The following is a 25,571-nucleotide window of genomic DNA, read 5'->3' on the forward strand; positions in this document are numbered from 1 at the left end:
AAAATGAAACGAGTTTTATTTATAGTTATATATAGCATTACTTTTCTTGTCTTTTCACAAGAAAATTCTTCTTTGCAAATGAGCAAGGAGGTACGAAAAAACAGCATTGCCTTACGTTGGGCAGTAGATGCTCCTGTAGCGTGGCAGAAAGCCAATAATATAGGTTTTCAGTTGGAACGGACTACATATCTTCGCAATGGTAAAGTGCTCGCTACTCCCGAGATAAAAGTATTAGGCACATTCAAAACTCCTCCGTTAGAAAAGTGGCAAGAATGGGTAGAAAAGAACGATAATGCAGCTATTGTAGCACAAGCTATTTATGGAGAAACCTTTGAAACGGAAATTTCTAATAACCAAAACCCCATAGAAGGCATTGCCAATAAAGCACGCGAAATAGACGACCGTTTTTCTTTTGCTCTAATGGCAGCCGATTTAGACTTCTCGGTAGCTTGTTTTGCAGGTTGGGGATATGTAGACAACGAGGTGTTACCCAATGAAAATTATCTTTATAAGGTAAAACTATTGCCTAATGATAAGCTTAGCGTAAAAGAAGGAGGGGTAGTAGCAGGGCTCAAAGATTTTCAAGAATTACCAGCTCCTTTCGGTTTTAGAGGACATTTTGAAGATAGGAAAGTAACCCTCACGTGGGACTATCAAACTCTTAGCCAACTCTATAGTTATTACTTTATTGAAAAGGCTGAAGGCGACGCTCCTTTTGCTCCAATAACTGAACACCCCGTGGTGAATATGAATCAGAATAGTCGTTCCTCAGCGATGATTTATGTAGATTCATTAGCTCAGAATGATAAGGAGTACCGCTATCGCCTAAAAGGAAAAACAATCTTTGGAACTTATAGTCCGTATTCTCAAGAGATAAAAGGCAAAGGTATTAAGGCTATTACGCAAATAGCACAACTTACTGAGGTAGTTCCTATAGACGAAAAGCAATACCGCTTGCGTTGGGATTTCTCTAAGGAAAATGAGAATGAGATTACACACTTTTCTCTCTTGCACTCGCCTGACGACAAGGCTTATAAAGAGATAAAAACTCCTATTGCTATAAGTGACAGACAAATACTTATAACCCCTACAATGCCCTCTAATTACTACAAGGTGCGCACGTATGCCAAAAATGGTATTACTTTCGATTCATTCGCGATGTTAGTACAGCCCGATGACGAAACCCCTCCTGAAAGGGTACAACAACTCACAGGGACTATAGATACTTTAGGGGTCGTAACTTTGCAATGGAAAGCCAATACTGATGCCGACCTAATGGGGTATTACGTATTTAGAGGTAACCAAAAAGGTGAAGAGATGATGCGTATCACAGGCTCTCATATAACCGATACCTCCCTTAAAGATACCGTAGTTCTCAAAAGTTTGAATGCTAAAGTATATTATTGGGTAACTGCTATCGATTTTCGTAAGAATGAGTCTGCTCCCTCCGTATTGCTAGAACTCACTAAACCCGATAAAGTTCCTCCCACCACCCCTATTTTCACTGAGTATACTGATGACAAAAGTGGGTGGAAACTTACTTGGCGTAAGAGCTTTAGTGACGATGTAACCCAATATTTGCTCTACCGAAGAGAAAAAGGAGCTACCGATTGGAAACTCATTCACTCTGAAAATAATAGTAAAAAAGAAACCTATACTTATACGGTTCCTCCTAATGTATCAGGAGTTTATGAGTATAGCGTACGTGCAAAAGACCATAACAATAACTTTTCTGACTATTCGCCTGTAATACAAATCAATCACAAACCTAAAACTGATGATAGGGTATTACGAGGACTTCAAAGTCGTGTTAAAAAAGGGAAAGTTACTTTGCAGTGGTTACCTATAAAAGATGGCTTTAATGAAATGATAATTTACAAGGCTATCAATGGAGATAAACCTATGTTGTGGCGTAGTCTTACTACGCCTGTTACCTCAGTTGAAGATACCGACATACAACCTGATAACACTTATCTCTACCTTTTTAAAGTCATTTTAAAAGACAATTCACCTACCCCTACTGAAAAAATAGAAGTCAAAACAATTAATAATTAACAATCCATAATTACTATGTTCTTACGTCGTTACATACTCTTTTTCTTCACCTTGCTGAGTTTCACTCTGCAAGCTCAGCAGTACCCTGTGGACGTGCAAGTGTTTGTTACTCCGCCCTATCCACAGAGTCTGAGAGGGTATGCCGACACCTTTGAACAGAAGATACAAGCACACTTTCTGCTTAAAGACCTCTCTACCGGCGGACGCCCCTTTGTGCTCCGCTTCTCGTTAGAGGACTTCCAAGGACAAACCATCGCGCAAACACCCGACTATATTACTCCCTATTTGGTAAACCTCTCCCCAGGTGTACGACGCACACTTACCAATATAGATTTTAAAAGTCTGTTGCGCTACGAGAATCTCTACGGTATTAATGAGGCGACTTATAACGGACTACTTCCTGAGGGTACTTATTTTATTGGCTTGTCGCTTTACGACGTAGCTACTGGACGCCCCGTATCCAACAAAGGACGCGCGATGATACAAGTGCGCCGCTACTCACCCCCTGTGCTTACGATGCCTCAAAAAGGAGAAGTGCTCACCAAAAAGAACGCTTTTCAGCATATTGTTTTCCAATGGATGCCTCGCGATGTAGCCCCCTTTATGCAGTACGAGTTCACCCTCAAAGAAGTATGGGACTTGGCATTGGTGCCAGAAGAGGCGTTTATGACGGGACGATTGGTGTACCAAACTAAAACCTTTTCACCAGCTTTGGCATACACTAATATGATGCCAATCCTATTGGAAAACAAGCGCTACGTATGGCAGGTACGAGCTTTTACAAATAACCCCAATAACCCTAACGAACAGTCGTACTTTAAAAACAACGGCAACTCCGAGACATTTTACTTTGATTTAGTCTCTCATTGTGAAGCGCCGAAGTTCCTCACAGCGATAACCGAGAGCACCTCGGCACAACTGCGCTGGAGTGCTCAGGCGATGATACCCAACCAAGAGTACCCGTACAAGGTGATGTACCGCGAGAAGGGCAAGACGTGGAAATCGCAAAAGGTGAGTATGCCCTATGCCAAAGTTACAGGACTCAAACGGGGACGCACCTACATCTACAAAGTGGGTGTAGCCTGTGGCTTAGAAATAGCCTATAGTAGCTCGGTATTTGGTGAAGAGAGCTATATGTATAGCACCGAACAGGAGTTCACTACCACCGAGCAGATAGACGAAAAGAGCCAAGTGCAATGTGGGGTAAAACCCGAAATACGCATCAAGAACACTAACCCACTACAAGACAATCTGTATCCTAACACCACCTTTACAGCAGGTGATTTCCCGGTAACGGTGCTCAACGCTACGGGTAACAATGGCATATACTCAGGTGAAGGCTATGTGAAAGTACCTTATTTGCAAGACACTAAGATAAAGGTAGTGTTTAACGGCATTAAGCTCAACACCGAACGGCAACTCATAGAGGGGAAGTTAGTAACGACTTATGATGAGACGGAGAGGAATGTGGTGGAAGTGCCTATTATTAAAACACTTAGTGACGCTATAAATTCATTAAAGAATGTAGGCAAGCAACAAGAGGAGATAGTTCAGAATCAAGAAAAGTTAGAAAAGCAGTTTTCTGAAAATAAAATAGACAAAGAAGAATATGACAAAAAAACTAAAGAGAATATCTCTCAATGGGAGAAAACATTATCGGTTTATAATGATGTAGAAAGTTTTACAGAGAAACACCCTTTAATAACAAAAGAAGAAGTTAATGAACTGAAGGAACTTCAACAGCGAAAAAGTTTTGCAGGGAATAGTGTTGGTAAAAGAGACTTAGAGAATACAAAAAAGATTAATGCAAGACAAACTGAAACAATAGAAAAACTTTTAAAAAAGGAAGATGAAATTAGAAAGTTAATAGATGATTTTATTGCTAATTGTCCTGATTGTCAAAATCCTAAACTTTTTCTTGATGCATTAGTTCAGATAGCTCAAAATGTTGGGAGAAAGGAAGCTGAAGATTCAATAAAGAAGTGGGAAGAATACTTTCGTACAGGTGTAGCTTCTACAGAAGCAATAAAAGTTAATATCTGTTTGGGATTAGAGAAAAAGATTGAAATCAGAAGTAAAAATGGTTATTTTGAAAAGATATATGAGCAAATACCAAGAAGAACTTATAAATCTTCTATGGAAGCATTAGGTTTTTATAACACCTATTCATATGCAGATGCTATAGTGATTAATGGAAAAAAAATAAACTATACAGGAGAGATTAAGATAAAACCTAAAGAAGAATTTAATATATGCTGTGTCGAACTAAAAGCAGGTAATTTAACCTATAACGCAAAAGAGACAAACCAAATATGGTTCCTAAATGACAAAAATATTTATACAGCGAAATTAATTTTCAGTTCAAAAGATGATATTGATTTAGTTTGGAAATACTATTATATCAAAAACAAGAATGAGACTAAAGAGAATGTGATAAAAGAATATGATAAGATCCATAAAACTAATTTTTATAATCTAATCCTTAGGAAGGTGAAAAAATGAAGAAAAGAATAATTACATATAGCTCTATTATATTAATAATAGCTTTTTTCATAGTTAAATATATTGAATTCTTAGATGTACAATTTAATGTTATTTATATAGAAAATAGTTTATTATACAAAAATTATAATGATCTTTATGCAAGTCAAGGAGGCAATCCCTCATATGAAACTTTTTTAAAAGTAATGCAGAAAAAAGATAATAGGATTTACCATCTTTTAAAAGAAGGTAAACTTCGTTTGCAAAAAGATGATAAAGAAAATGTAACATTTATTTGGTTTAGAACTAATGAGGGAGAAACTGTAAGAAATAGTGACTTAACCTTTTTTAAATACTTGTTTTTTAAAAAGAATATATTTATAAACTTTAATTTTAAAGAGTATTTTGATTACAAAGAAAATATAATTTATAAACTCAACGGGAACTCTTTTATAGCAACTGACCCCCTAAACACAAATAAAATTCAGTTACAATACGCTAATAAAATCGACTGCAAACCGTGTAAAATTTTCGTCGAGGACTATTTTACACAACACACTTATTTACTAATCCAAGCTAACAATATAAAGTTTATTAATTCAACTTTTAGTAATTATAGTAAAGATATTATCTACCAAACATTTAAGGATATGTATAAGAATAATAAAGATACCTTTCTAATAAATCTTTGTTATTACAATATAGAGGATTTAGAATGTTTAGATTAATTTTTTTTCACGTTCTTTGACATATTGAACCCTTTGATATTAGTGACCAACTCAAAAACGGCACTTTGCCCACAGAAAACGAGTTTGGCGACCTTTCTACTTATAGTCCTGAACAAAACGCAGTCATCGCTAAATTTACAACCAACAGAAAGCCAAAAGAGAACACCTATTACATCTTTTTGGTAAACGACGGCACTGGCAATCACGGCTATATGCGATTAGGTGGGCAATACGGCTTTGTTTACAGCACCAATGCCCGCACCATAGCCCACGAACTGGGGCACGGCATCTTCAAACTCGAACACCCTTTCAAAGGTAAAAATGCCGATAAAGGTAAAACCTCTGCTCTAATGGATTACAATGATGGGCAAGACTTCTTCTACCGCGATTGGAAGCAAATCAACGACCCTAAAGTGAAGTTATACGCCTTCCAAGGACAAAAAGAGGGTGAATATAAAGGAAAATGGTTAGTAAGCAAAATATTACAACAGATACGTTGTTACTATCTTTCTGAAAAGAACTACAAGCCTATCTCAGATAGTGATTTAAAATATTTTGATGATTTATTGCCTAACGATAGCTTTGAAAGTCGTGTTTATCAAGTAAGTTTAAGAGGTCGTTCATCTTATAAAGTTTCTGTTAAGTTCTTAATTAGTAAGAATAGAAAATGGAATTTCCCAAAAGAAATAATAGGAGGTACAGCCACCCCACCTGGAATGGGAGCTTTCACTCAATATGATTTTGGGAAGTTACAAATTCTGACTACACATACTTCAGCAGGGACAGATAACTATTCCTTTGCCGATTATTTGTCAGGAGAACCTCTTTCTCAAGTAGCTTCAAATCAACAAAGTTCTGTACTAGATAGTTCAAAAGATGATATTGTCTATTTAGAGGAAGTTAGTGTTACTGGGGGTTACTTAGAAGATGGTAAAATAGATGATACAGAGTTTGAACAACTCAAAAATAGTGCTATTTGTGGATTAGCTCACTTTACGCCACAAGAACGAATCGGTCTTATAAAGGCTCTTATAAAAAGAAGTTCTCGCGAAGCAGAAGAGGATTTAATCTTGGATATTTTGCACAATATTCCAGAAGGTCAAGAAAAAGAATTTTTAACCAAACTTTCAACAGAAGACAAATTATTGGCTGACTTAGCTTATAGTTTAGACGATTCTTCTATCTTTGGAGGTAGAGAAGACAATAGAAAACGCCTTATAAATGAGATTTTAAGAATTTGGGGAAGGACTCCTTTTAAAGAAGAAGCAAAACAGGATATTGTAGTCAAGAAAGGGAAGTTTGATGCTCATATCTTAAAAATAGAAAAAGGAAAGATTTATTTTGATTTACAGTATGCTACCCCTAAAGTAGGACTTACAACAGATAAAACTTTATCTGCAGCAGCTTTTGAAGCCTTAGATTACATAGTAGTTGATAAGGATAATTTAAAATTAGAAAACAAACGAATTCCTGCTTTTGTTGCCTATATTTTGTTAAACCAAAGGAATTCTGATGCCTTTTTCAATTATTTATCAGGTTATATTGATACATATTCTTTTGTAATTGGCTTAAATAGTTTAAAAGGTATACAGGAAGTTCCTCAAGCGTATAGGAAACTTAAAACAGTTATTGGAGGAGTTGAAGTAGGAAGTGCTACTGCTGATATTTTCTTAACCTATAGTGAGGGTTGCGAAAATGAGGAAGTTTGCCAGAAACTCAGACAATTAATATTCGCTATAAATGCAATTACTTTATCCGCAGATATTTATACAAGTAGAGAAATCCAACAATTAGCCCAAGAAACATTAGAAAGTGCTAATAGAAATAGAATAACTTTACCTAATAACATTGCTGAGGAAGTTACAAGAATTGCAGGAAAGAGTATCTCTAAGTTAGTTGAAAAACTTAATTTAGGTAAGTTTATTAAGAAGATAGGAGATTATGAAGTTTATGAAAATGGAGAAGTGTTTTATCGCACTATGTCTAAAGAACATTATGATGAACTTTTAAGAACAAATAAAATACGGGCTACAGGAGAGACTACCACTTCACCTAATATGGCTTTTTCAGAAGGCTATGAAGGAATATTAGTTCAGTTTAAGGTAAAAAGAGGTACTATTGAGAAATTAGAGAACATAGGTATAGCAAGTGGGAATCACCCTGATATATTAGAATTGCACGCTACTTTGAAGAAAGACATTTCTCCTTGGAATGAAAAATATGCAAGATTTAAACTTGAAAAAGGACAAGTGAATATTGCACTTGGAAAAGGAGAAGCATTGAAAATCTTTAATGATAATATCTTAGAGTTTAAGTTTGTAAAAGAAATTAAAAAATAACAATGAAATGAGAAATATAAACAAGATTACAAATATATTCAATTTGTATTATTCAAAAAAAATTACAAGAGAAGAAAGATTAACAATGTTAAAAAACAGTATAAGTATTGAAGATTTTAACGAAGCTATTTTATTATTGGAAGATGGTAAAAGTTTGGAAGATGTTCGGAATGTTATCCTAACGGGGTGGTTGTTAAATTGTTTTAATCCCTCTAACGAAGAACCTTTAAGGAGATTGCTTTTATTGAATTTTCATAATTCCCACGAAGATATTGTTGATTTATTTCAAACAATGTGGAATAATAGTACCAAAAATATACCCATTCTATCAAAAGCGATAGATAGTATCCCTGAGTATTTAGAGCCAGAAGATTTTAAATATCCTTACATACGAAAAATCATTTATGCTATAGGAGCTCAACCACAGCCTGAGAGTCTTTTAGCATTAGAAAAATTGGCATCTGAGACTAATGATATAAAAATAAAGAAGTTAGCCTTGCACCAGTTAGAAAAGAGAAAAGAATTGGGACGATGGGAGTATGAAAAGAATAGATGATTAGGGTTTAAACTATTGTACTTTTTGTCAAGGAGTTATTTTTATGAGTCAAAAAGTTTAAGATAAACTTTTGAACAAATAAAATGTGGGCTACAGGAGAGACTACCACTTCACCTAATATGGCTTTTTCAGAAGGCTATGAAGGAATATTAGTTCAGTTTAAGGTAAAAAGAGGTACTATTGAGAAATTAGAGAACATAGGTATAGCAAGTGGGAATCACCCTGATATATTAGAATTGCACGCTACTTTGAAGAAAGACATTTCTCCTTGGAATGAAAAATATGCAAGATTTAAACTTGAAAAAGGGCAAGTGAATATTGCACTTGGAAAAGGAGAAGCATTGAAAATATTTAATGATAATATCTTAGAGTTTAGATTTGTAAAAGAAATTAAAAATTAGGAGAAATATGCAAACTGTTGATATTATAAATAATATAATGGATAAATATTATTTTACAGAGGAAATAAAAGATGATGAAGAATTGAAAGCTTTTCTAAAAAAAGAAATTGATAAATCATCATTTAATGATGCAATATATGCATTAGTAGAAAAAAAGGACTTAGAAACAGTACAAAATGTTATCCTAACGGGTTGGTTGTTAAATTGTTTTAATTCTTCTAACGAAGAACCTTTAAGGAGATTGCTTTTATTGAATTTTCATAATTCCCACGAAGATATTGTTGATTTATTTCAAACAATGTGGAATAATAGTACCAAAAACATACCTATTCTATTAAAAGCAATAGACAATATACCTGAGTATTTAGAGCCAGAAGATTTTAAATATCCTTACATACGAAAAATCATTTATGCTATAGGAGCTCAACCACAGCCTGAGAGTCTTTTAGCATTAGAAAAATTGGCATCTGAGACTAATGATATAAAAATAAAGGAATTGGCTTTACATCAGCTAGAAAAGCGAAAGGAATTAGGACGATGGGAACAATCAATTGACAAAGTTTAAAACTATCTCCATTACCTTTGCCGTCACAAGTGTTGTTTTTGCATCATATTGTAGAGATGTTTTGCAAACGTTTACGACGAAAAACGACAATTTGCCATAACAAAACAAATGAAGAACATAAATCAAAAAGATTATGAGTTAATAAAAGATTTGTATCATTGGAAAATTGACACAAATGATTTTAAAAAAAAGACAGATTTTAAAGCCAATTTTCAAGAATTGAGATCTTTGTTATATAGTGTTAAAGATTGTATAGATGAAGAAGGATACAATCAATTTTTTAATTCTATTCTATGGGAATTACCTAAAAGATTAAGTGAAAAGGATTATGAAGCTTTATACCAAGAGTTCTTGCTATGTAATTTCCATAATGAACACGAGAATATAGTAAGTGCTTTTCAATCTATTTATAATAATAATATAAAAAATATACCTATTCTATTAAAAGCATTAAAAAATATTCCTAAGTATTTAGAGCCAGAAGATTTTAAATATCCTTATATACGAAAAATCATTTATGCTATAGGTGCCCAACCACAGCCTGAGAGTCTTTTAACATTAGAAAAATTGGCATCTGAGACTAATGATATAAAAATAAAGGAATTGGCTTTACATCAGCTTGAAAAGCGAAAGGAATTAGGACGATGGGAGTATGAAAAGAATAGATGATTAGGGTTTAAACTATTGTACTTTTTGTCAAGGAGTTATTTTTATGAGTCAAAAAGTTTAAGATAAACTTTTGAACAAATAAAATGCGGGCTACAGGAGAGGCTACTACCTCACCTAATATGGCTTTTTCAGAAGGCTATGAAGGAATATTAGTTCAGTTTAAGGTAAAAAGAGGTACTATTGATGAACTAAGAGAAATAGGTGTTACTGATGGTAACCCTTTAGTTGAAAGAAAATTTGAGAAAATGCCTACAGCAAAAGATATTGGTGGAAATTGGAATCAAACACGCACTCGTTTTAAAGTAGAAACATTAAGAAACTCAAATACAAAACAAATTAATATCGCTTTAGGTCAAGGAAAAGGTTTGAATCAATTCAATAATAATATAATTGAATTTCAACTTATAAAAATTATTAAAAAATGACACAAATAGAAAAAGATACTATCTTAGATTTTGCTTCCTCAGATATATCATTAAACGAATTTTATAAGAAATTGCCAAATTATCAAAATGATAATTTTATACTTCAAAAATATTTAGAAGCTATTAAACTGAAAAATAAGGAATATCTTAGTTATCTAAGACTTGTTCCTATAAATAATATTTCTTTATTTGAAGGTATTAATAGGGAATTATTATGTGAAAAATGGCATATAGAAAATGAAGATATAGTTACTCTATTTCAATTTACATGGAATAACAATATTGAGAATATACCTATTTTACTAAAAGCAATAAATAATATTCCTGAATATTTACAAGATGAGATTTCTAAATATTCATATATAAAAAAAATCATTTATGCTATAGGAGCTCAACCACAGCCTGAGAGTCTTTTAGCTTTAGAAAAATTGGCATCTGAGACTAATGATATAAAAATAAAGAAGTTAGTCTTGCACCAGTTAGAAAAGAGAAAAGAATTGGGACGATGGGAGTATGAAAAGAATCTTGAATCAAAATGATGTTTGATGTTTAGATAAATGTTCCTCCGTCTTGTCATATTAATTCTCTGTTCATTACTTGGTTTTACAGTTAAAGCTCAGCAGTACCCTTTTGCGGATATAGAATTAACAGCTAAGACAAAGAAAACACCTTTTGATGGATTTGCTAAATAAGATGAAATTATATGATTTAGGGATTATTGCTAATAGTGATAATCTGATGAATGGTTCCTATGGAATAATTATAAAAGATTTTTCTCCTACATATTATATTATAGAAAATTGGACTTTTGAAAAGGGACAAGAGGTAGATATAAAATCTATACCTATAAAAAAAATTAAGAGCTGTCACTAATCAAGAAGAAGAGTTCCAAGTAAAGTTCCAAAAATACATTGAAGAGAATGAATGAAAAAATCTTCTTAAAGCAGATAAAGTATTAGTTAGCACATATATAAAATCTCTAAATTCAATTTACTTTAGTAATTTTCTCTAAAAAGCAAGATATTGAGATATACAAACGTGTAATGAAGAAAATGCTAGAGAATGCGGACCCAACGGATAATTGGGGGCAGTTAGTGATAGGAAGTGCCTATGGTATAAACACTATGACCCAAAAACTGATAAACACTCCTCAAGACTATCAAGAAAAAGAAGGACAAAGTTTAGAGATTCGTTTGTTAGAAAAGTATTATGACTATCTTTACAAGAAAAAGAAAAACAACGAGTTTAAACAAGACATTATAACACTTTCAGCAACCAATCAAGATGCTCTATTAGAACCTGCTTTCCAAGGAGGTACTGTGGATAAAAGTTGGTTAGAGACTATTTTACCTAAAGATAAAATAGAAGAGGCTTTTAAGATTGTAAATAAAGCATTAGAAGTAGTGAACGCCAATAGAGATAGAGTTGGGGTAGGACTTGAAATATCAGGAGGAATAGAAGCTAATTCTGGTATTAAATTAGAAGGAGGAGGAATATTTGGAAATGTTACATTCTTGGGAGGAAAGAATGCAGGATATGTATATTCCTATAAAGGAGGAGAATTTGGAGTAGGAGCTATCTCGGCGGTAGGAGCAGGAGTTAATAGATCAAAATCTCATTTCGTAACTTGGAATCACAGGGAGAGAAATCAGAAAAAATTTGAAGGAGATTACACATATAAAAGAATAGAGGCTGGTGCTAGTTCTGGTTCAATAACAGCAGGGGTAGATATTTCTGTGGGAACTTCAGGAACCATAGCAGAAGGTAGTGATTGGAATGTGTTCTCTATAGGAACTAATATAGGTATTGGTGCGGGAGTTTCTACTGTAATAACAGGAAGTGTTACTTATGGGAAGGGAGAATTACTTTATAAATGGAGACTCATTTAATACTCCTAAAAATAATTGGGAGAAAATAAAAAGTTTTATAAAAATAATGGTAATAGAACTATGGTAATAAAGACGAGTAAGACAGCTAATATAATAATAATAACCTTATTGGGGATAATGTGTTTTTTGATGTTTTATGAAAGTTGCTATAATTCTAAAAAAGAACAGAATAGTTGGAATATATATAAAGAAAATACTTCTTATTATATATCGGGTCAGATATTTAAAATTGTAGAAATTAGTGGAAATAGATATTGTATATTTGTAAAAACAGATTCTGTTGATATAAAAAAAGTATCACCAGACCTATATTATTTTTCTGGAATCTATGATAAAAAGAATAATATTGTTCTTTTAGTTCAACATTTAATGCTTTTTAATGAGGAAAGAGATAGAGATAAAAAATACCCTTATATCATAGCTCAGTTTGATTGTGACAAGATGATAGATACTTTAATTCACTCAAATGATAACTATGGCTTTCGTGATATAAATGATTTGACAACTGTTTCTAATAAGTTTTACGGGGATTTTCTTACTAAACAAATGGATACAATGTCTAACGCTATAAAATTCTGAAAAAACAAATAATGTTCCTTGACATATTGAAAAACCTTTTGATATTAGCGACCAACTCAAAAACAGCACTTTGCCCACAGAAAACGAGTTTGGCGACCTTTCTACCTATAGCCCTGAACAAAACGCAGTCATCGCTAAATTTACAACCAACAGAAAGCCAAAGGAGAATACTTAGTAGCTTTATTACTTTTAAAAGATAAGAAAACGAAAATATAAATAAATGGGGAAGGTGCTTTTTGCTTGAAGGAATCTTATGCTTAGCTTATAGAGAGCTTATAGGAAGCTTATACGAATCTTGGAAGATTGGTATAGAAAGGGTGTATAAAGAACTGATAATGAATAGCTAAGAGTGAAGAATTAGCGGTGATTTTAGGGAAATAAAGCGAAAGAAAAACAAAGGAGAGAAGGAGAGAATATTTTTTTAGATAAGTTTTCTGGTACAGAAAGGGAATAAGTAGATTTGTAAGAAAAATATCTCACATATTATTTGCACATCTCACAAAAATAGCTTACCTTTGTCGCATTAATAACGCTTAAAAAAAATATACGATGAAAAAAATCTTTACTTTGGCTTTTGTAGCCTTAACATTATTATTAGCCACGGCGTGTGGAAAAAGCAATAACGACAGCCCAAACCCCCAGGATGATGCAAAAAAAGCATTAATTGGAACGTGGTATCTTGTATCAAGTACAGATGCAGGAGAAGATGTAAAACTTACTGAATGTGATAAACAAGAACACATTGTTATCACAGAAGATTCTTATACAATATTTGAGGCACTGAATATAAGTAATAATTGTACTATAAAAGAATCTAAAAATACCTTTTCTATCTTAGGAGATAAACTTACAGTAGGCAAATCTGTGTATACATTTTCTGTTTCAGGAAATAAATTAATACTTACCTATACAGAAAAAGATGAAGATGGAGAAGAAGTGACTTCAATAGATACTTATGAGAAACGATAAATGCATCTTTTAAAAGCTCAGGAAAGGTTTTATTTCTTGAGCTTTTCTGAATAATTGAATATTAAACTTACTACAATGACGAAGAAAGTCCTTTACTTCATATTATTTTTCATAACAACTACCACTATACTTGCTCAGGATTATTTATATAATATAGAACTAACTAATTTAAGCTATGATGTCCGAAGAAAAGTTAAACGTAAAACATCTTCCTATATTTCTATAAAAATTTATTATGAAGGAGGAAGTAAAGAAATATACCGTCAGAAATTGGGGTATGGTTCTAAAGAGAATAATCTTTTTCTTCCTCCAATTAGAATTAATAAGAAACCTCTTAGCATTCACGTTAAAGGATTTGTAAACTTTAAAGTAGGAACCGATGCACATTATGAAGAGAATATTCCTTTAAATTTATGCCCCAATCAGTACTTTGAAATAGATACTCACTCCCCGAGGATGACTAATATTACTTTTAGAATTAATGTAACCCCATCACTTACTTTAAAATCAATAAGTACTTCTGGCAAAAGCAATAGCTATTTGCCTATAGACTCAGAAATTCTATTAGTTGCAAAGGAAGGGTTTGATAGAAATTTATACAAATTTCAATATGAACATCCTATATATGGGTGGAGAGATTTTACTTCTACAGAATATATAAGTAATTGGATTTCTCCACATATTATTCGAACTTCTGCTAAGAAAATTTTTAAAGAAGAAGCAGAAAAAATGATAGGGAAGACTATAAATTTTAGAGTTTTAGTAAGAGGAGGAGAAAGTTGTCCCTTGAATAATGTTATCCCTCTTACTGTTACACAAGCAGCTCCCTTCATTACAATAAAAAATATCCAATCTCCTTTATGTAATAGTAATGAAACTACAGCTACTGTTACTATCCAGCTCAGTAGGAAATTATTAGGTAGTTTAGAACAATATAAGAAAAATAGAGAGGCTTATTTAGGGGAAGTATTCAATGGTTTTTCTTTCATAAAAGCAGGGGAGAATGAAAAAGGAGGGGATATTGATGGTTTACCTAAAGATTTAACAGAATATTTCTTACAACACGACCACATAGATAATGTGGTACTTCGTACTGCTTCTGTAACTACTAATTATCAGATAGATATAATGGGAAAATTTTACTACCTAAACAATAATGGGCAAAGAAAAGATATTCCCTTATATACAGATGATGCACAACACAAAGGTATTTTTACCATAACTGTTCCTAAACCTCTTACAGCCTCTGCTTTTCCAACAGACAATAAGTGTTTTGGAGATACCAAAGGAAAAATAGAAGTCCGAGTCTTAGGCGGTACCCCTCCTTATAAATACGTTAAGAATGACGAGCCTCCTGTAACGGTTGGTGGGAATAGTTTTTTTCTTACAAATTTACCCACTGGTACTTACACCCTTACTATTACCGATAAGAACGATTGCCAGATTCTTAAAAATGGGAAAGTATCTCCTGTGGTTGTAAAAATAGGAGGTCCAGCAAAGCCTATTACTATTGTTAATGAAGGGAAAGTAAACTTCATCACACATGCTAAGGGCTATAAGCGTAAAGATGGTATGATCTCAGCAATTATTACCGGAGGGACTCCGATCGATAGTTATAGATATACAACTCAGTTGCAAGCAAGTAATGGAGAATTTATTAACACTCTTCATATGGGGACAGGAGAAAAAAAGGGGGAGTTTTTAGCTCTTTACTATTTTTTAGGGGCAGATACTTATACGCTTACTATTAAAGATAGAAATGGTTGTACGCTTACTAAGAAAATTACCATTACTGAGCCTGATGAACTTATTATAAATAGCATTGAAGCTACACCTATCAGTTGTAACCCTCGTAATAGTGACCCCAATAATAATTCGAGCATCAATAGTAATGGTACGCTGACGGTAAATGCTAAAGGAGGAGTACCTACTTACAGATATGTATGGAAAAGATTTAACAAACCATATACCGAAACAAGAAATAAGACTATTACAGATCTTGTAGATGGTATCTATCAAGTAGAAGTTATAGATGCTAATGAAAATAAAGCTGTTGGAACTTATACTCTTACTTATCCTGACCCTCTTTACTTGAAGGTTACTAAATCAGAAATGACCTGTAGTGCTCCTAATGGGGGACAAGCAACTGCCATAGCCTCTGGAGGTACCCCTCCTTATACATATCTTTGGAATACAGGTCATTCAGGAGCTCATATCACAGGTCTATCGGCTGGGAAGTATTTCGTAACTGTAAGTGATAGTCGCGGTTGTTCTGTGCAAGAAAAGGTAGTACTTTCTTATCCTGAGGAAGTAGAGGTAAACAATGCTATCATCAATCCCGTAACCTGCTATGAGGGCAATGATGGTAAGATAGCGCTTACACTCTCAGGAGGTAAAGGAAATATAAGTGTTTCGTGGTATGATGCTCAGGGGAATCTTCTTTCACAACGTATTACCAATGGTGGTAAAACTATCAATGGGTTAAAAGCAGGTAAATACAAAGCAGTATTCCGTGACCAAAGCGATTGTCCTGCGTTAGAACAGTTTTACGAAGTATTGCAACCTGAAAAAACAGTTATCAATATCCCTTCACAAATCACAATATGCCAAGGCGATAGTCGTTCGTTTGATTTAAGCACAGCTTTCCCTTCAGCTACTTTCCGTTGGACAGATAGTACTGGTACCCTCCTTAGTACTGAACCTACTTTTGCAGTATCAACAAAAGGTATCTATAAAGTAGAAATTACTGACCAAAAAGGTTGCAGAGAGGCGACTACTTTTGAGGTGTTGCAAAGTGATAAAGTATTAGAGGTAGACTTTTTGGCAGCAACCAATGCTTACTATAACTATACAGTAAAACTGATAAACTTATCTCATAGCATTACTACCCAATGGGTGTTACCTCAAGAAGTTACGCTTATCAAAGAAGAAAACGGAGGAGCAGAAGTGCGTTTTCCTAAAGAAGGTACTTATACCATAGGCTTAAAAGGCTTATTAGACGGATGTGAGAAGACTATATACAAAACACTTTGGGTCGAAAAAGACCGATTGGGCATCGGTAAAGAAAACAGTTTTAAAGAAGTAGTTATAGATGATTTCAAAATTGTAGATAACCCTAACAATGGTACTTTCCGCATAGAAGTGAAACTCAAAAAACCTGCCGCTATAAAAATTTACGGAATGGACATCTTGGGTCAAATGGTAATCCCTCCTATTGAACAACCTGAAAGTACAACTTTCAATATTCCTGTTTCAAATAGTAGATTATCAGGTCAATACTTGATAATCTTAGAAGCAGGAGGTGATGTAATGGTTCAAAAAATGATTGTAAATCATTAGTCATTCGTAACTTGTCATTAAAATGCCCCTCCTCCGTCGTTACATACTCCTCCTTCTCACCTTGCTGAGCTTTACCCTGCAAGCTCAGCAATATCCTGTGGATGTACAAGTGTTCGTTACCCCTCCTTATCCTCAGAGCCTCAGAGGGTATGCCGACACCTTTGAACAGAAAATACAAGCACATTTCCTGCTCAAAGACCTCTCTACCGGCGGACGACCTTTTGCGCTACGATTCTCGCTCGAAAACTTCCAAGGACAAGTCATTGCTCAAACACCCGATTATATTACCCCCTATTTGGTAAACCTCTCCCCAGGCGTACGACGTACACTTACCAATATAGATTTTAAAACCCTACTGCGCTACGAGAATCTCTACGGTATTAATGAGGCGACTTACAATGGGCTACTTCCTGAAGGCACCTATTTTATTGGCTTATCACTTTACGACATAGCTACAGGTCGCCCCGTGTCCAACAAAGGACGCGCGATGATACAAGTGCGACGCTACTCACCCCCTGTACTTACAATGCCTCAAAAAGGAGAAGTGCTTACCAAAAAGAACGCTTTTCAGCATATTGTTTTCCAATGGATGCCTCGCGATGTAGCCCCCTTTATGCAGTACGAGTTCACCCTCAAAGAAGTATGGGATTTAGCTTTAGTGCCCGAAGAGGCATTTATGAGCGGCAGATTAGTATACCAAACCAAAACCAATGCCCCTGCGTTGCAGTATACCAATATGATGCCCATCCTATTGGAAAACAAGCGCTACGTATGGCAGGTACGAGCTTTTACAAATAACCCCAATAACCCTAACGAACAGTCGTACTTTAAAAACAACGGCAACTCCGAGACATTTTACTTTGATTTAGTCTCTCATTGTGAAGCGCCAAAGTTCCTCACAGCGATAACCGAGAGCACCTCGGCACAATTGCGATGGAGTGCTCAGGCGATGATGCCTAATCAGGAATACCCTTACAAGGTGATGTACCGCGAGAAAGGCAAGACGTGGAGATCGCAAAAAGTGAGTATGCCCTATGCCAAGCTCACGAACCTTAAACGCGGACGCACCTACATCTACAAAGTAGGTGTAGCTTGTGGTTTAAACACAGCCAATAGTACCTCAGTTTTTGGTGAAGATAGCTATGTGTATAGCACCGAACAAGAGTTTACCACCACCGAGCAGATAGACGAAAAGAGCCAAGTGCAATGTGGGGTAAAACCCGAAATACGCATCAAGAACACTAACCCACTACAGGATAACCTATATCCTAACACGACCTTTACGGCAGGCGATTTCCCCGTAACCGTGCTCAACGCTACGGGCAGCAATGGCATATACTCAGGAGAAGGCTATGTGAAAGTACCTTATCTGCAAGACACTAAGATAAAGGTAGTGTTTAACGGCATCAAGCTCAACACCGAACGTCAACTCATAGAGGGGAAGTTAGTAACGACTTATGATGAGACGGAGAGAAATGTGGTGGAAGTGCCTATTATTAAAACACTTAGTGACGCTATAAATTCATTAAAGAATGTAGGCAAACAACAAGAGGAGATAGTTCAGAATCAAGAAAAGTTAGAAAAACAGCTTTCTGAAAATAAAATAGACAAAGAAGAATATGACAAGAAAACTAAAGAGAATATCTCTCAATGGGAGAAAACATTATCGGTTTATAATGATGTAGAAAGTTTTACAGAGAAACACCCTTTAATAACAAAAGAAGAAGTTAATGAACTGAGGAAACTTCAACAGCAAAAAAGTTTTGCAGGAAATAGTGTTGGTAAAAAAGACTTAGAGAATACAAAAAAGATTAATGCAAGACAAACTGAGATTCTAAGTAAAATTGCACAACGTGAACAGAGTGCAATTGCTGACATAAAACAATATTTAGAAGATTTTGTACACGAAAGCACTAATACTTCTACTACTCATTGTAAAGAATGGAAAAAAGCAAAAGGAGGCATTGGTAAAATTGGGCAATACAATCTTGATTATATAGAATATCAAGAGTGTACTAATGGTACGATGTATAAAGCAAAAGGAGGAGTCTTTTATTTCTTCCATACTCAATATAATGTGTATGCCAATGCTTTATCACAAGATCACGACAAAGAATACTTTTACGTATATGAGCCTAATTCTCAAAAATGGGAGCGCTTTTTCCCTGACTTTAGGGAGTTTAAAAGAGCCCCGATGCCTGATGAATTACGCAATTTCCTATTTACAGTAGTAGATTATATTATTCCTATAGAAAGTGGCTATATTTTAATTACAGGGAAGAATTTTGAAGGAGAAGAAAGAAGTCGTCTTGTAGCGGGTACATCACTTGTAATTGAAGCAGGGCTAACGTTTACAGTAGTAGGTAAGGGCTTTTATAAGGCAGGTAAAGGAGTTTTAAAAGCGGGGAAAAACGCTACTACTGCTATAGTGAAAAGCAAAAAGGTTTTAAAGGGATCGGCAAAAGAATTAGAAGTAGCTACTGAAGTTGTTGTTAAGAACGCAGATAAAGTTGTAAAACGAGAGATTTGGAACGGGGTCAAAAATATCTTTAAAGCTACTGCTGATGAAGTAGCAGAAGCCGCACAGAAAATTAAAAACTACAGAGCTACCAATAAAGTAAAAGGCGGAAACGTAGGATATTTAGAAGGAACTATAGATGGGAAAATAGTAGATAATAAAATGTGGAGAAGTATAAATATAGAAAGAGCTAAAGATGAAATACATATTTTCAAGGCAATAGAAGCTATGGGAAAAGGAGGTAATACTTGGTTAAGAATAACAGATAGTGAGTATAGAATGTTGAATAATTTGGCTCAAGATTTAGGAGCAAAAAGTGGCGAAGTTTATTCAGCTATAAAAGGAGAAATAAAAATAGTATCAGAATTAGAGTATTGTAAATCTTGTACAGGTATAATACAACAATTCAATGAAATGTTTCCAAATATAAAATTAATATTAGTAGACGGTGTAAAATAAAATATTATGGAAGAAAATAAAGAATTAAATTTTAGGATAATGGTTACATCACCAGATATATTGGAAAAAGAAATTAAAAATTATAATCTGTTTTTTGAAACAGATTTTAAAATTATCAATATAATTGATGATGATGTACCTTTTTGTGATATTAAGGTAACTAAATGGAAAATTCAAAATATATTTGGATTAGGATATAGCTTAGCTGTTTTAGAAGATAAACTTAGACAAAATGGAGAAATAGACTGGTAATTCTTGACTATGAGATATTGATAGCGAATATAAAATGCTTAATAGATTGGCTAATGAATTGGGCGCAGAAAAAGGAAGAGTATATGGAAAAATGCAAGGAGAATTAAAAATAATATCAGAATTAGAGTATTGTAAATCTTGTACAGGTATAATACAACAATTCAATGAAATGTTTCCAAATATAAAGTTAATATTAGTAGATGGTGTAAAATAAAATATTATGGAAGAAAATAAAGAATTAATTTTTGAGGTAATGGTAATGGATTATGTAGTCTTGAATAAGGCTATAGAACAACATAACAATTATAATAATACAGATTTTGAAATAGTAGAAATAATAGATGATGAAGCTATTTTTTGTAAGATAAGAGTCTCAAAATATTATCCAGAGGACTTATTTAATCTTGGTCATAGGCTTTCTGTTATTGAACACTTAATGAGAGAAAAGGGAGAAATCGATTGGTAAAATAGATTATCAAGGAGTGATACAACAGTTTAATGAGATGTTTTCAAATGTAAAAATAACTTTAATCGATGGTGTAAAATAAAATATTATGGAAGAAAATAAAGAATTAATTTTTGAAATAATTTGTGATAATGAGAATATTATAAAAAGGGCTATAAATATATATAATCAGACATATTCTACTGATTTTGAATTAGTAGAATATATATTCGATGAAGTGAATTTTGCTAGGATTAAAGGGAATATATCATTAGCAGATATCTTTGATTTAGGTTGTTTATATACTAGATTAACTTTAAAAAATGTATAAAACTATTATTTCTCTTGTATAGGAATACAGCAGTTTAATGAGGTGTTTCCAAATGTAAAAATAACTTTAATCGATAGTGCAAAATAAAAAGTATAGATATGAATTATAAAAAAGTAACTTTTAGTATTATTTGTGATGATGAAAAACATTTAGAAGAAGTTTTAAATTGGTACAATAAGACCTATGATACTGATTTTAAAATTGAAAACATAATTTATGATGAAGTAAATTTTGTTGATATTTCATCAACAAAATTTGCTTTAACAGATATTTTTGATATCGGCTATCATTTTGGAATGGAAATACAAAAACTTCGAGAAAGACGAGAAATAGATTAGTAGTACTTTGCTATGAATAACAGATAGTGAGTATTAAATAATTTGACTCAAGATTTAGGAGGAAATCTATTCAGCTATAAAAGGAGAAATGGATTGGTAAAATAGGAATGAAGGAGAGTATTGATAAAAATAGTTTACAAACAATTATTTTAAAAAAGAAGTAGTATGATATTTGAAAATATAGATAAAGAAATGTCTGATTTCTATACCTTTGAAACTAGCTGGATAGGAACTGAAGTTTGTGATTTTCAAAATCATAAACTAAGAATACCAGTATTGAATTTGTATGTAGAAAATAAAGATGTTTTGAAATATCTAAATATAGAAGATAAAGAGGGGGTTTATATAAAAGAATCTTACTTTCTTTTTGAAGAGGTAAGTAAGTTAGAAAAAAAAATACATCTTCAAAAAAAATCAAAGATTTGTAGCCTCTCTCTCCCAAACATTGAAATTAGAGAATATCTTTCAACATAATTTTCCTTTTGAATTTGGAGGTATGGGAATTTATAATAGATTAAAATATGATGGATTACTTTTTATATATGCTTTTAAATGTAGTTATGTGATTAATAAAAATTCTCCTATCTCATTAGAGCATATAAGTATGAATGACTACAATCCTTTTTTAGAAGAATGGTTAAATACTGATAACTTTATATTTTAATGCAAGAAATTAAAGGATATTATAATGAAATAGGTTTATTTGAAACCTATGTAGGGGAGATATTTGTTTCTGGAAACAGACTAATGTTATCTATATATAATGCTATTTTAGGCATTCATCACCCATTGAATAAAACTAATCAGATTTCGTATTTGAGTTATTGCTTCTTTTCTTTTAATGAGGCTATTAACTCAACAAGGGAGGTTTATGATAATTATTCTAACTTTCTTTTTAAGGAAACAAATTACATAAAGTGTCTTAGTAGAGAACAAAAGATGAATGATTTTCTATTGGAGTTAATAGATATAAACAATACATATCAATATTGGAATTGGATTATTACAGCTAAAGATTTTTCTATTATCATTAAAGAGAATTATAGATTAAGAGGAGAATCCTTTAATTACTTGGAGATAAGGAATTTATATGAAATGAACCATTAATAAAATAAATGCACTTCCGTCTTGTCATATTAATTCTCTGTTCATTACTTGGTTTTACACTTAAAGCTAAAAAACGGGAAGAGATGTGATGGTGCAGAAGATGATTGTAAAATAATCATTGTTGCCCAAAGCGGTAAATGAGGTTAATTTTAAAGGTGTTGAATGGATTGTTATAGGTGGAGAACGAAAAAGGATAAGCTACGTCCATTTGCCAATTGTTAAAAGCAAAACCTGCTCCTATGGATAGAAACTTTCGGTCGCCTTTGTCCTTGTGTTGGTAGAAGAATCCTGAGCGCAAGAAAAATGATTGGTTATACTTGTATTCCAAACCTACTGCCCAATTAATCTCGTGAAACTCTTCACGGAAACCATTAGGAGCATCGTAGAAAGAGGTTATTAAGGCTTCTATAATATCTTTGTCGGGGACACCTTGCTCATTAGGGGTAGGCACAAGGTATTTCTGTGCTTCTATCGAGAGTTCCCACTCGTTATAACTATCGGTTTGCAATAAAAAACCTGCTCCTAATTTCAGTTGGGTGGGAAGATAGAAAGACCTGCCCAAGTCGTCGTACTTCACCTTTGTTCCCACATTAGAAAGTTGGAATCCCCAAGTGTATCGGTATAACAAACTACTAATAAAGTGCTCTTGTGAATAAAAATAGCCTGCTATATCAAAAGCTAATGCTCGGGCTACACTCTTCCCTTGCGAAGGAATAGATAGTTGTGAACTTAAAAAACGAGAGGTAACCCCCATAGCGAACGATTGACTTAATTGCAAACTATAAGAGCCCTCCAATGAAAGCTCAGTAGGCTTGAAAGTGCCTAACATATACGATTGTTGCCCTATGTCTTGGGTTAAGTTGACATCACCGATACTGAAATATGAGAAATTTGCCCCGAAAGCATCGCGTATTCTCTTTTTGTAAAAAGTAATCCCCCCTAAAAACACATCGCGCACAGCTCTATGAGTGAAGGGCATATAATTAATGGCTACTGCTGAAGAAGTAGGTAGAAAGATATATTTGGAAGCATTCACTCTTTGGGAAAACACATCGGGAGAGGAAGCTACCCCTACTTCTCCTTTTCCTGCTGATATAGCATCAGAATTAAGGATTAAGAACGGAAAAGCGGTAGAAATAGACTTTTCTTCTTGACAAAAGAGGGGTGTTTTCGCAAACAGAAACACACAGAGGAAACAAAATAACCGAGTGCAGTTCATTTTATAGTATTTTTGCAAAGATACATCAAATAGTTGAATTGTACAATTTTTTGTAAAAGAGGAGGGGAAAATTATAAAATTAGAGAATTAGAAAATGAGGAAATGAGGAAATTAGCAAAAGTGTAGTGATAAAAAAGGTTCTTTAATAGGTCTTACTTGTTGGACAAATCGGACTGGTCTGATTTATCGGAGGAAAACGAAAAATATAAAAAGTGTATTGGGAGGTTTTTGGGAGAGAAAAGGCTGTGAGGAGGGTGTGGTTAGCTTATAGAGAGCTTATAGGAAGCTTATACGAATCTTGGACGATTGGTATAGAAAGGGTATATAAGTAGTTGATTCATAATATAATACAACAACACCAAAAATGCCAAAAACGAGGTTTCGAGGCGAAAGAAAGAGAAAGTGCAAGAGTCGCATAGACAGGTGTGAATCATAGGGTAGGGGGAATTAGCAGATTTTTTAGTTCTTAGAGGGTTAAGAATGACATATTAGACTTAAAAAAGTAAATGTTTTTTAGGTTTATTCTATAAAAAGTGTTACTTTTGTAGCCGTTTTAGAATATGATACAATGCGTTTAGTTTTAAAGATAGTAATTTGTTTAGCACTATGGTTTTGCTTTGCTTGTGAGCAAGAGCAAAATATGCCTATTGAGGGTGATTTTAGCATTGCAATGGTAGATGATAATTACAATGTTCCAGCACAAGTGCGCATCATAAACAAAATCACAGGAGCTGATGCTTTTCAGTGGGAATTTCCTAATGGCAGTTATACTTCTTCTAATGCCTTTTATCCCGAGGATATTCGTTATACCGAGCCTGGTACTTATACTATTACAGCACATACCACCAATTTAGACGGTGAGGCGCGCACTTTCCAAAAATCGTTTACAGTTTACCCTGAGCTATCAGCTTTGTTTAGTTTTACTCAACAAGGGAGTGATATAGCACCTCTTACGCTTACTCTTAGCAACCAAAGTGAGGGAGCGACTACTTATCAATGGTCGTTTGAAGGAGGAACGCCTGCTTATAGTTCGGAGAAAAATCCTACGGTAACCTTTGAAAAAGGGGGGGTATTTACATTGCGATTGGAAGCGAGTAACCACTCTCAGCGTCGGGTAATGGAGAAAACAGTAGTAGTGCGTGCGCCTTTAGTTGTTGCTTTTGAAATGACCAATGAATACCCTCATAATACACAAGCCCCTGTACGCTTGTTCTTGAAAAACCAATCGGTAAATGCCACTGCTTATCGCTGGAAAGTGAGTAGCGGGGCTTTTCAGCAAGAGAGCACCGATGAAAATCCATCGTTTATACTTCCTACCGCAGGAACGTATCAGATAGAGCTTACAGCTAATAACGACAAGCAAACTTTATCTGAAAGAAAGAACTTTACGGTAACAGCAGGTGATAATCTTATTACCTTTACAGATATAAAATTAGGTATCAATACTAATAAAACAGTAGGTTGCTATTTTTCTTCTTTTTTAGGGGAAGTACTAAAGCCTAATGAAGTAACAGCGGAGAACGGCAAGCTTATTGATTTTGTGTATTTCGGGCAGAGCACTTCTTTTGCTTATAATGTATTCTTATCACCAGATGAAGCACAAACAGCTGTTTTTGACCCTATTCCCAATGCTACAAAAAGTTACTTTATCAACAAACAAGAGAATAAGGGGCAGGTGTTTTTCTCAGTAGCTGATTTCGATGCGCTTTCTTCGGGAACTACTCTATCTTCATTGTCTATTAAATCTAATAGTAACAAAGCTCCTTTCAATAAGGAAATGACAAACAGAATTGTGCTTTTTGAGACAGCTAACGGGCGAAAAGGAGCTATTAAGATAAAGGAATACGTAAGCAATGGTGCGGAATCTTACTTAGTTGTTGATATTAAAATGCAAAAAAATCATTAAT

Annotated in this window: 25 protein-coding genes; 24 read left to right on the top strand and 1 reads right to left on the bottom strand. The window is 33.9% G+C overall.

The genetic code is table 11. From position 1 onward, the window contains the following. Nucleotides 1–3: 3 nt before the first annotated feature. From AM608_RS09805 to AM608_RS09915, 23 genes are all read left to right on the top strand, one after another. Nucleotides 4–2,055, top strand: a complete 2,052-nt coding sequence (locus AM608_RS09805; RefSeq protein WP_053581613.1) for a fibronectin type III domain-containing protein — start codon at nt 4–6, stop codon at nt 2,053–2,055. A gap of 15 nt (nt 2,056–2,070) precedes the next feature. Next, on the top strand, nt 2,071–4,557 hold the full coding sequence (locus tag AM608_RS12330) for a fibronectin type III domain-containing protein (protein ID WP_216594883.1): 2,487 nt from the start codon (nt 2,071–2,073) through the stop codon (nt 4,555–4,557). After that, nucleotides 4,554–5,264, top strand: a complete 711-nt coding sequence (locus AM608_RS09815) for a hypothetical protein (RefSeq protein ID WP_053581614.1) — start codon at nt 4,554–4,556, stop codon at nt 5,262–5,264. The genes AM608_RS12330 and AM608_RS09815 overlap by 4 nt, the downstream gene beginning before the upstream one ends. Before the next feature lie 65 nt (nt 5,265–5,329). After that, the gene (locus AM608_RS12630; RefSeq protein WP_053581615.1) at nt 5,330–7,603 is read left to right on the top strand and encodes a hypothetical protein; all 2,274 of its coding nucleotides are present in this window, start codon (nt 5,330–5,332) and stop codon (nt 7,601–7,603) included. 7 nt (nt 7,604–7,610) lie between these two features. Beyond that, a complete protein-coding gene (locus tag AM608_RS09825) occupies nt 7,611–8,159 on the top strand; it encodes a hypothetical protein (protein WP_053581616.1) in 549 nt (182 codons plus the stop codon). 119 nt (nt 8,160–8,278) lie between these two features. After that, nucleotides 8,279–8,560 (top strand): hypothetical protein, encoded by a 282-nt coding sequence (locus tag AM608_RS09830; protein ID WP_157466322.1) that lies wholly within the window; start codon nt 8,279–8,281, stop codon nt 8,558–8,560. Nucleotides 8,561–8,567: 7 nt separating this feature from the next. Next, nucleotides 8,568–9,125, top strand: coding sequence for a hypothetical protein (locus AM608_RS09835; protein ID WP_053581618.1), 558 nt, complete (start codon nt 8,568–8,570; stop codon nt 9,123–9,125). Between the two features lie 108 nt (nt 9,126–9,233). After that, complete coding sequence (locus AM608_RS09840; RefSeq protein ID WP_053581619.1) at nt 9,234–9,794, top strand: hypothetical protein; 561 nt, start codon at nt 9,234–9,236, stop codon at nt 9,792–9,794. A gap of 83 nt (nt 9,795–9,877) precedes the next feature. Beyond that, nucleotides 9,878–10,219 carry a hypothetical protein gene (locus AM608_RS09845; RefSeq protein WP_053581620.1) on the top strand — a complete coding sequence of 114 codons (342 nt, stop codon included), beginning with the start codon at nt 9,878–9,880 and terminating at the stop codon, nt 10,217–10,219. Then, a complete protein-coding gene (locus AM608_RS09850; RefSeq protein ID WP_053581621.1) occupies nt 10,216–10,758 on the top strand; it encodes a hypothetical protein in 543 nt (180 codons plus the stop codon). The genes AM608_RS09845 and AM608_RS09850 overlap by 4 nt, the downstream gene beginning before the upstream one ends. 154 nt (nt 10,759–10,912) lie before the next feature. Beyond that, a complete protein-coding gene (locus AM608_RS09855) occupies nt 10,913–11,092 on the top strand; it encodes a hypothetical protein (protein WP_053581622.1) in 180 nt (59 codons plus the stop codon). A gap of 170 nt (nt 11,093–11,262) precedes the next feature. Next, nucleotides 11,263–12,108: a hypothetical protein gene (locus AM608_RS09860; protein WP_053581623.1), complete on the top strand. Its 846-nt coding sequence runs from the start codon at nt 11,263–11,265 to the stop codon at nt 12,106–12,108. Nucleotides 12,109–12,123: 15 nt separating this feature from the next. Then, nucleotides 12,124–12,687, top strand: a complete 564-nt coding sequence (locus AM608_RS09865) for a hypothetical protein (protein ID WP_227915219.1) — start codon at nt 12,124–12,126, stop codon at nt 12,685–12,687. 549 nt (nt 12,688–13,236) lie between these two features. Continuing rightward, nucleotides 13,237–13,656 (top strand): lipocalin family protein, encoded by a 420-nt coding sequence (locus AM608_RS09870; protein WP_053581624.1) that lies wholly within the window; start codon nt 13,237–13,239, stop codon nt 13,654–13,656. Nucleotides 13,657–14,385: 729 nt separating this feature from the next. Then, on the top strand, nt 14,386–16,995 hold the full coding sequence (locus tag AM608_RS09875) for a T9SS type A sorting domain-containing protein (RefSeq protein ID WP_253273474.1): 2,610 nt from the start codon (nt 14,386–14,388) through the stop codon (nt 16,993–16,995). A gap of 22 nt (nt 16,996–17,017) precedes the next feature. After that, complete coding sequence (locus AM608_RS12635) at nt 17,018–19,972, top strand: deaminase domain-containing protein (protein WP_053581625.1); 2,955 nt, start codon at nt 17,018–17,020, stop codon at nt 19,970–19,972. Between the two features lie 6 nt (nt 19,973–19,978). Further along, complete coding sequence (locus AM608_RS09885) at nt 19,979–20,224, top strand: hypothetical protein (protein ID WP_053581626.1); 246 nt, start codon at nt 19,979–19,981, stop codon at nt 20,222–20,224. 34 nt (nt 20,225–20,258) lie between these two features. Next, nucleotides 20,259–20,438 (top strand): deaminase domain-containing protein, encoded by a 180-nt coding sequence (locus AM608_RS09890; RefSeq protein ID WP_053581627.1) that lies wholly within the window; start codon nt 20,259–20,261, stop codon nt 20,436–20,438. Between the two features lie 6 nt (nt 20,439–20,444). Next, complete coding sequence (locus AM608_RS09895; RefSeq protein WP_053581628.1) at nt 20,445–20,690, top strand: hypothetical protein; 246 nt, start codon at nt 20,445–20,447, stop codon at nt 20,688–20,690. Nucleotides 20,691–20,778: 88 nt separating this feature from the next. Next, nucleotides 20,779–21,000 carry a hypothetical protein gene (locus AM608_RS12280; RefSeq protein ID WP_053581629.1) on the top strand — a complete coding sequence of 74 codons (222 nt, stop codon included), beginning with the start codon at nt 20,779–20,781 and terminating at the stop codon, nt 20,998–21,000. A 98-nt stretch (nt 21,001–21,098) separates the two neighbouring features. Further along, the gene (locus AM608_RS09905; protein ID WP_053581630.1) at nt 21,099–21,338 is read left to right on the top strand and encodes a hypothetical protein; all 240 of its coding nucleotides are present in this window, start codon (nt 21,099–21,101) and stop codon (nt 21,336–21,338) included. A 165-nt stretch (nt 21,339–21,503) separates the two neighbouring features. After that, entirely contained in the window at nt 21,504–21,812 is a 309-nt protein-coding gene (locus AM608_RS12640; protein WP_253273475.1) for a hypothetical protein, read from the top strand. A gap of 189 nt (nt 21,813–22,001) precedes the next feature. After that, nucleotides 22,002–22,445, top strand: coding sequence for a hypothetical protein (locus AM608_RS09915; RefSeq protein WP_053581631.1), 444 nt, complete (start codon nt 22,002–22,004; stop codon nt 22,443–22,445). A gap of 115 nt (nt 22,446–22,560) precedes the next feature. Here the strand turns inward: AM608_RS09915 and porV are convergent, their stop codons facing one another. Then, nucleotides 22,561–23,664 carry a type IX secretion system outer membrane channel protein PorV gene (porV, locus tag AM608_RS09920; protein ID WP_053581632.1) on the bottom strand — a complete coding sequence of 368 codons (1,104 nt, stop codon included), beginning with the start codon at nt 23,662–23,664 and terminating at the stop codon, nt 22,561–22,563. A 568-nt stretch (nt 23,665–24,232) separates the two neighbouring features. On the opposite strand from porV, the gene AM608_RS09925 reads away from it, so the two are divergent. Next, complete coding sequence (locus tag AM608_RS09925; protein ID WP_053581633.1) at nt 24,233–25,570, top strand: PKD domain-containing protein; 1,338 nt, start codon at nt 24,233–24,235, stop codon at nt 25,568–25,570. Nucleotide 25,571 lies beyond the last annotated feature (1 nt).

The organism is Capnocytophaga sp. oral taxon 323, from assembly GCF_001278825.1.
GTDB classification, from domain to species: Bacteria; Bacteroidota; Bacteroidia; order Flavobacteriales; family Flavobacteriaceae; genus Capnocytophaga; species Capnocytophaga ochracea.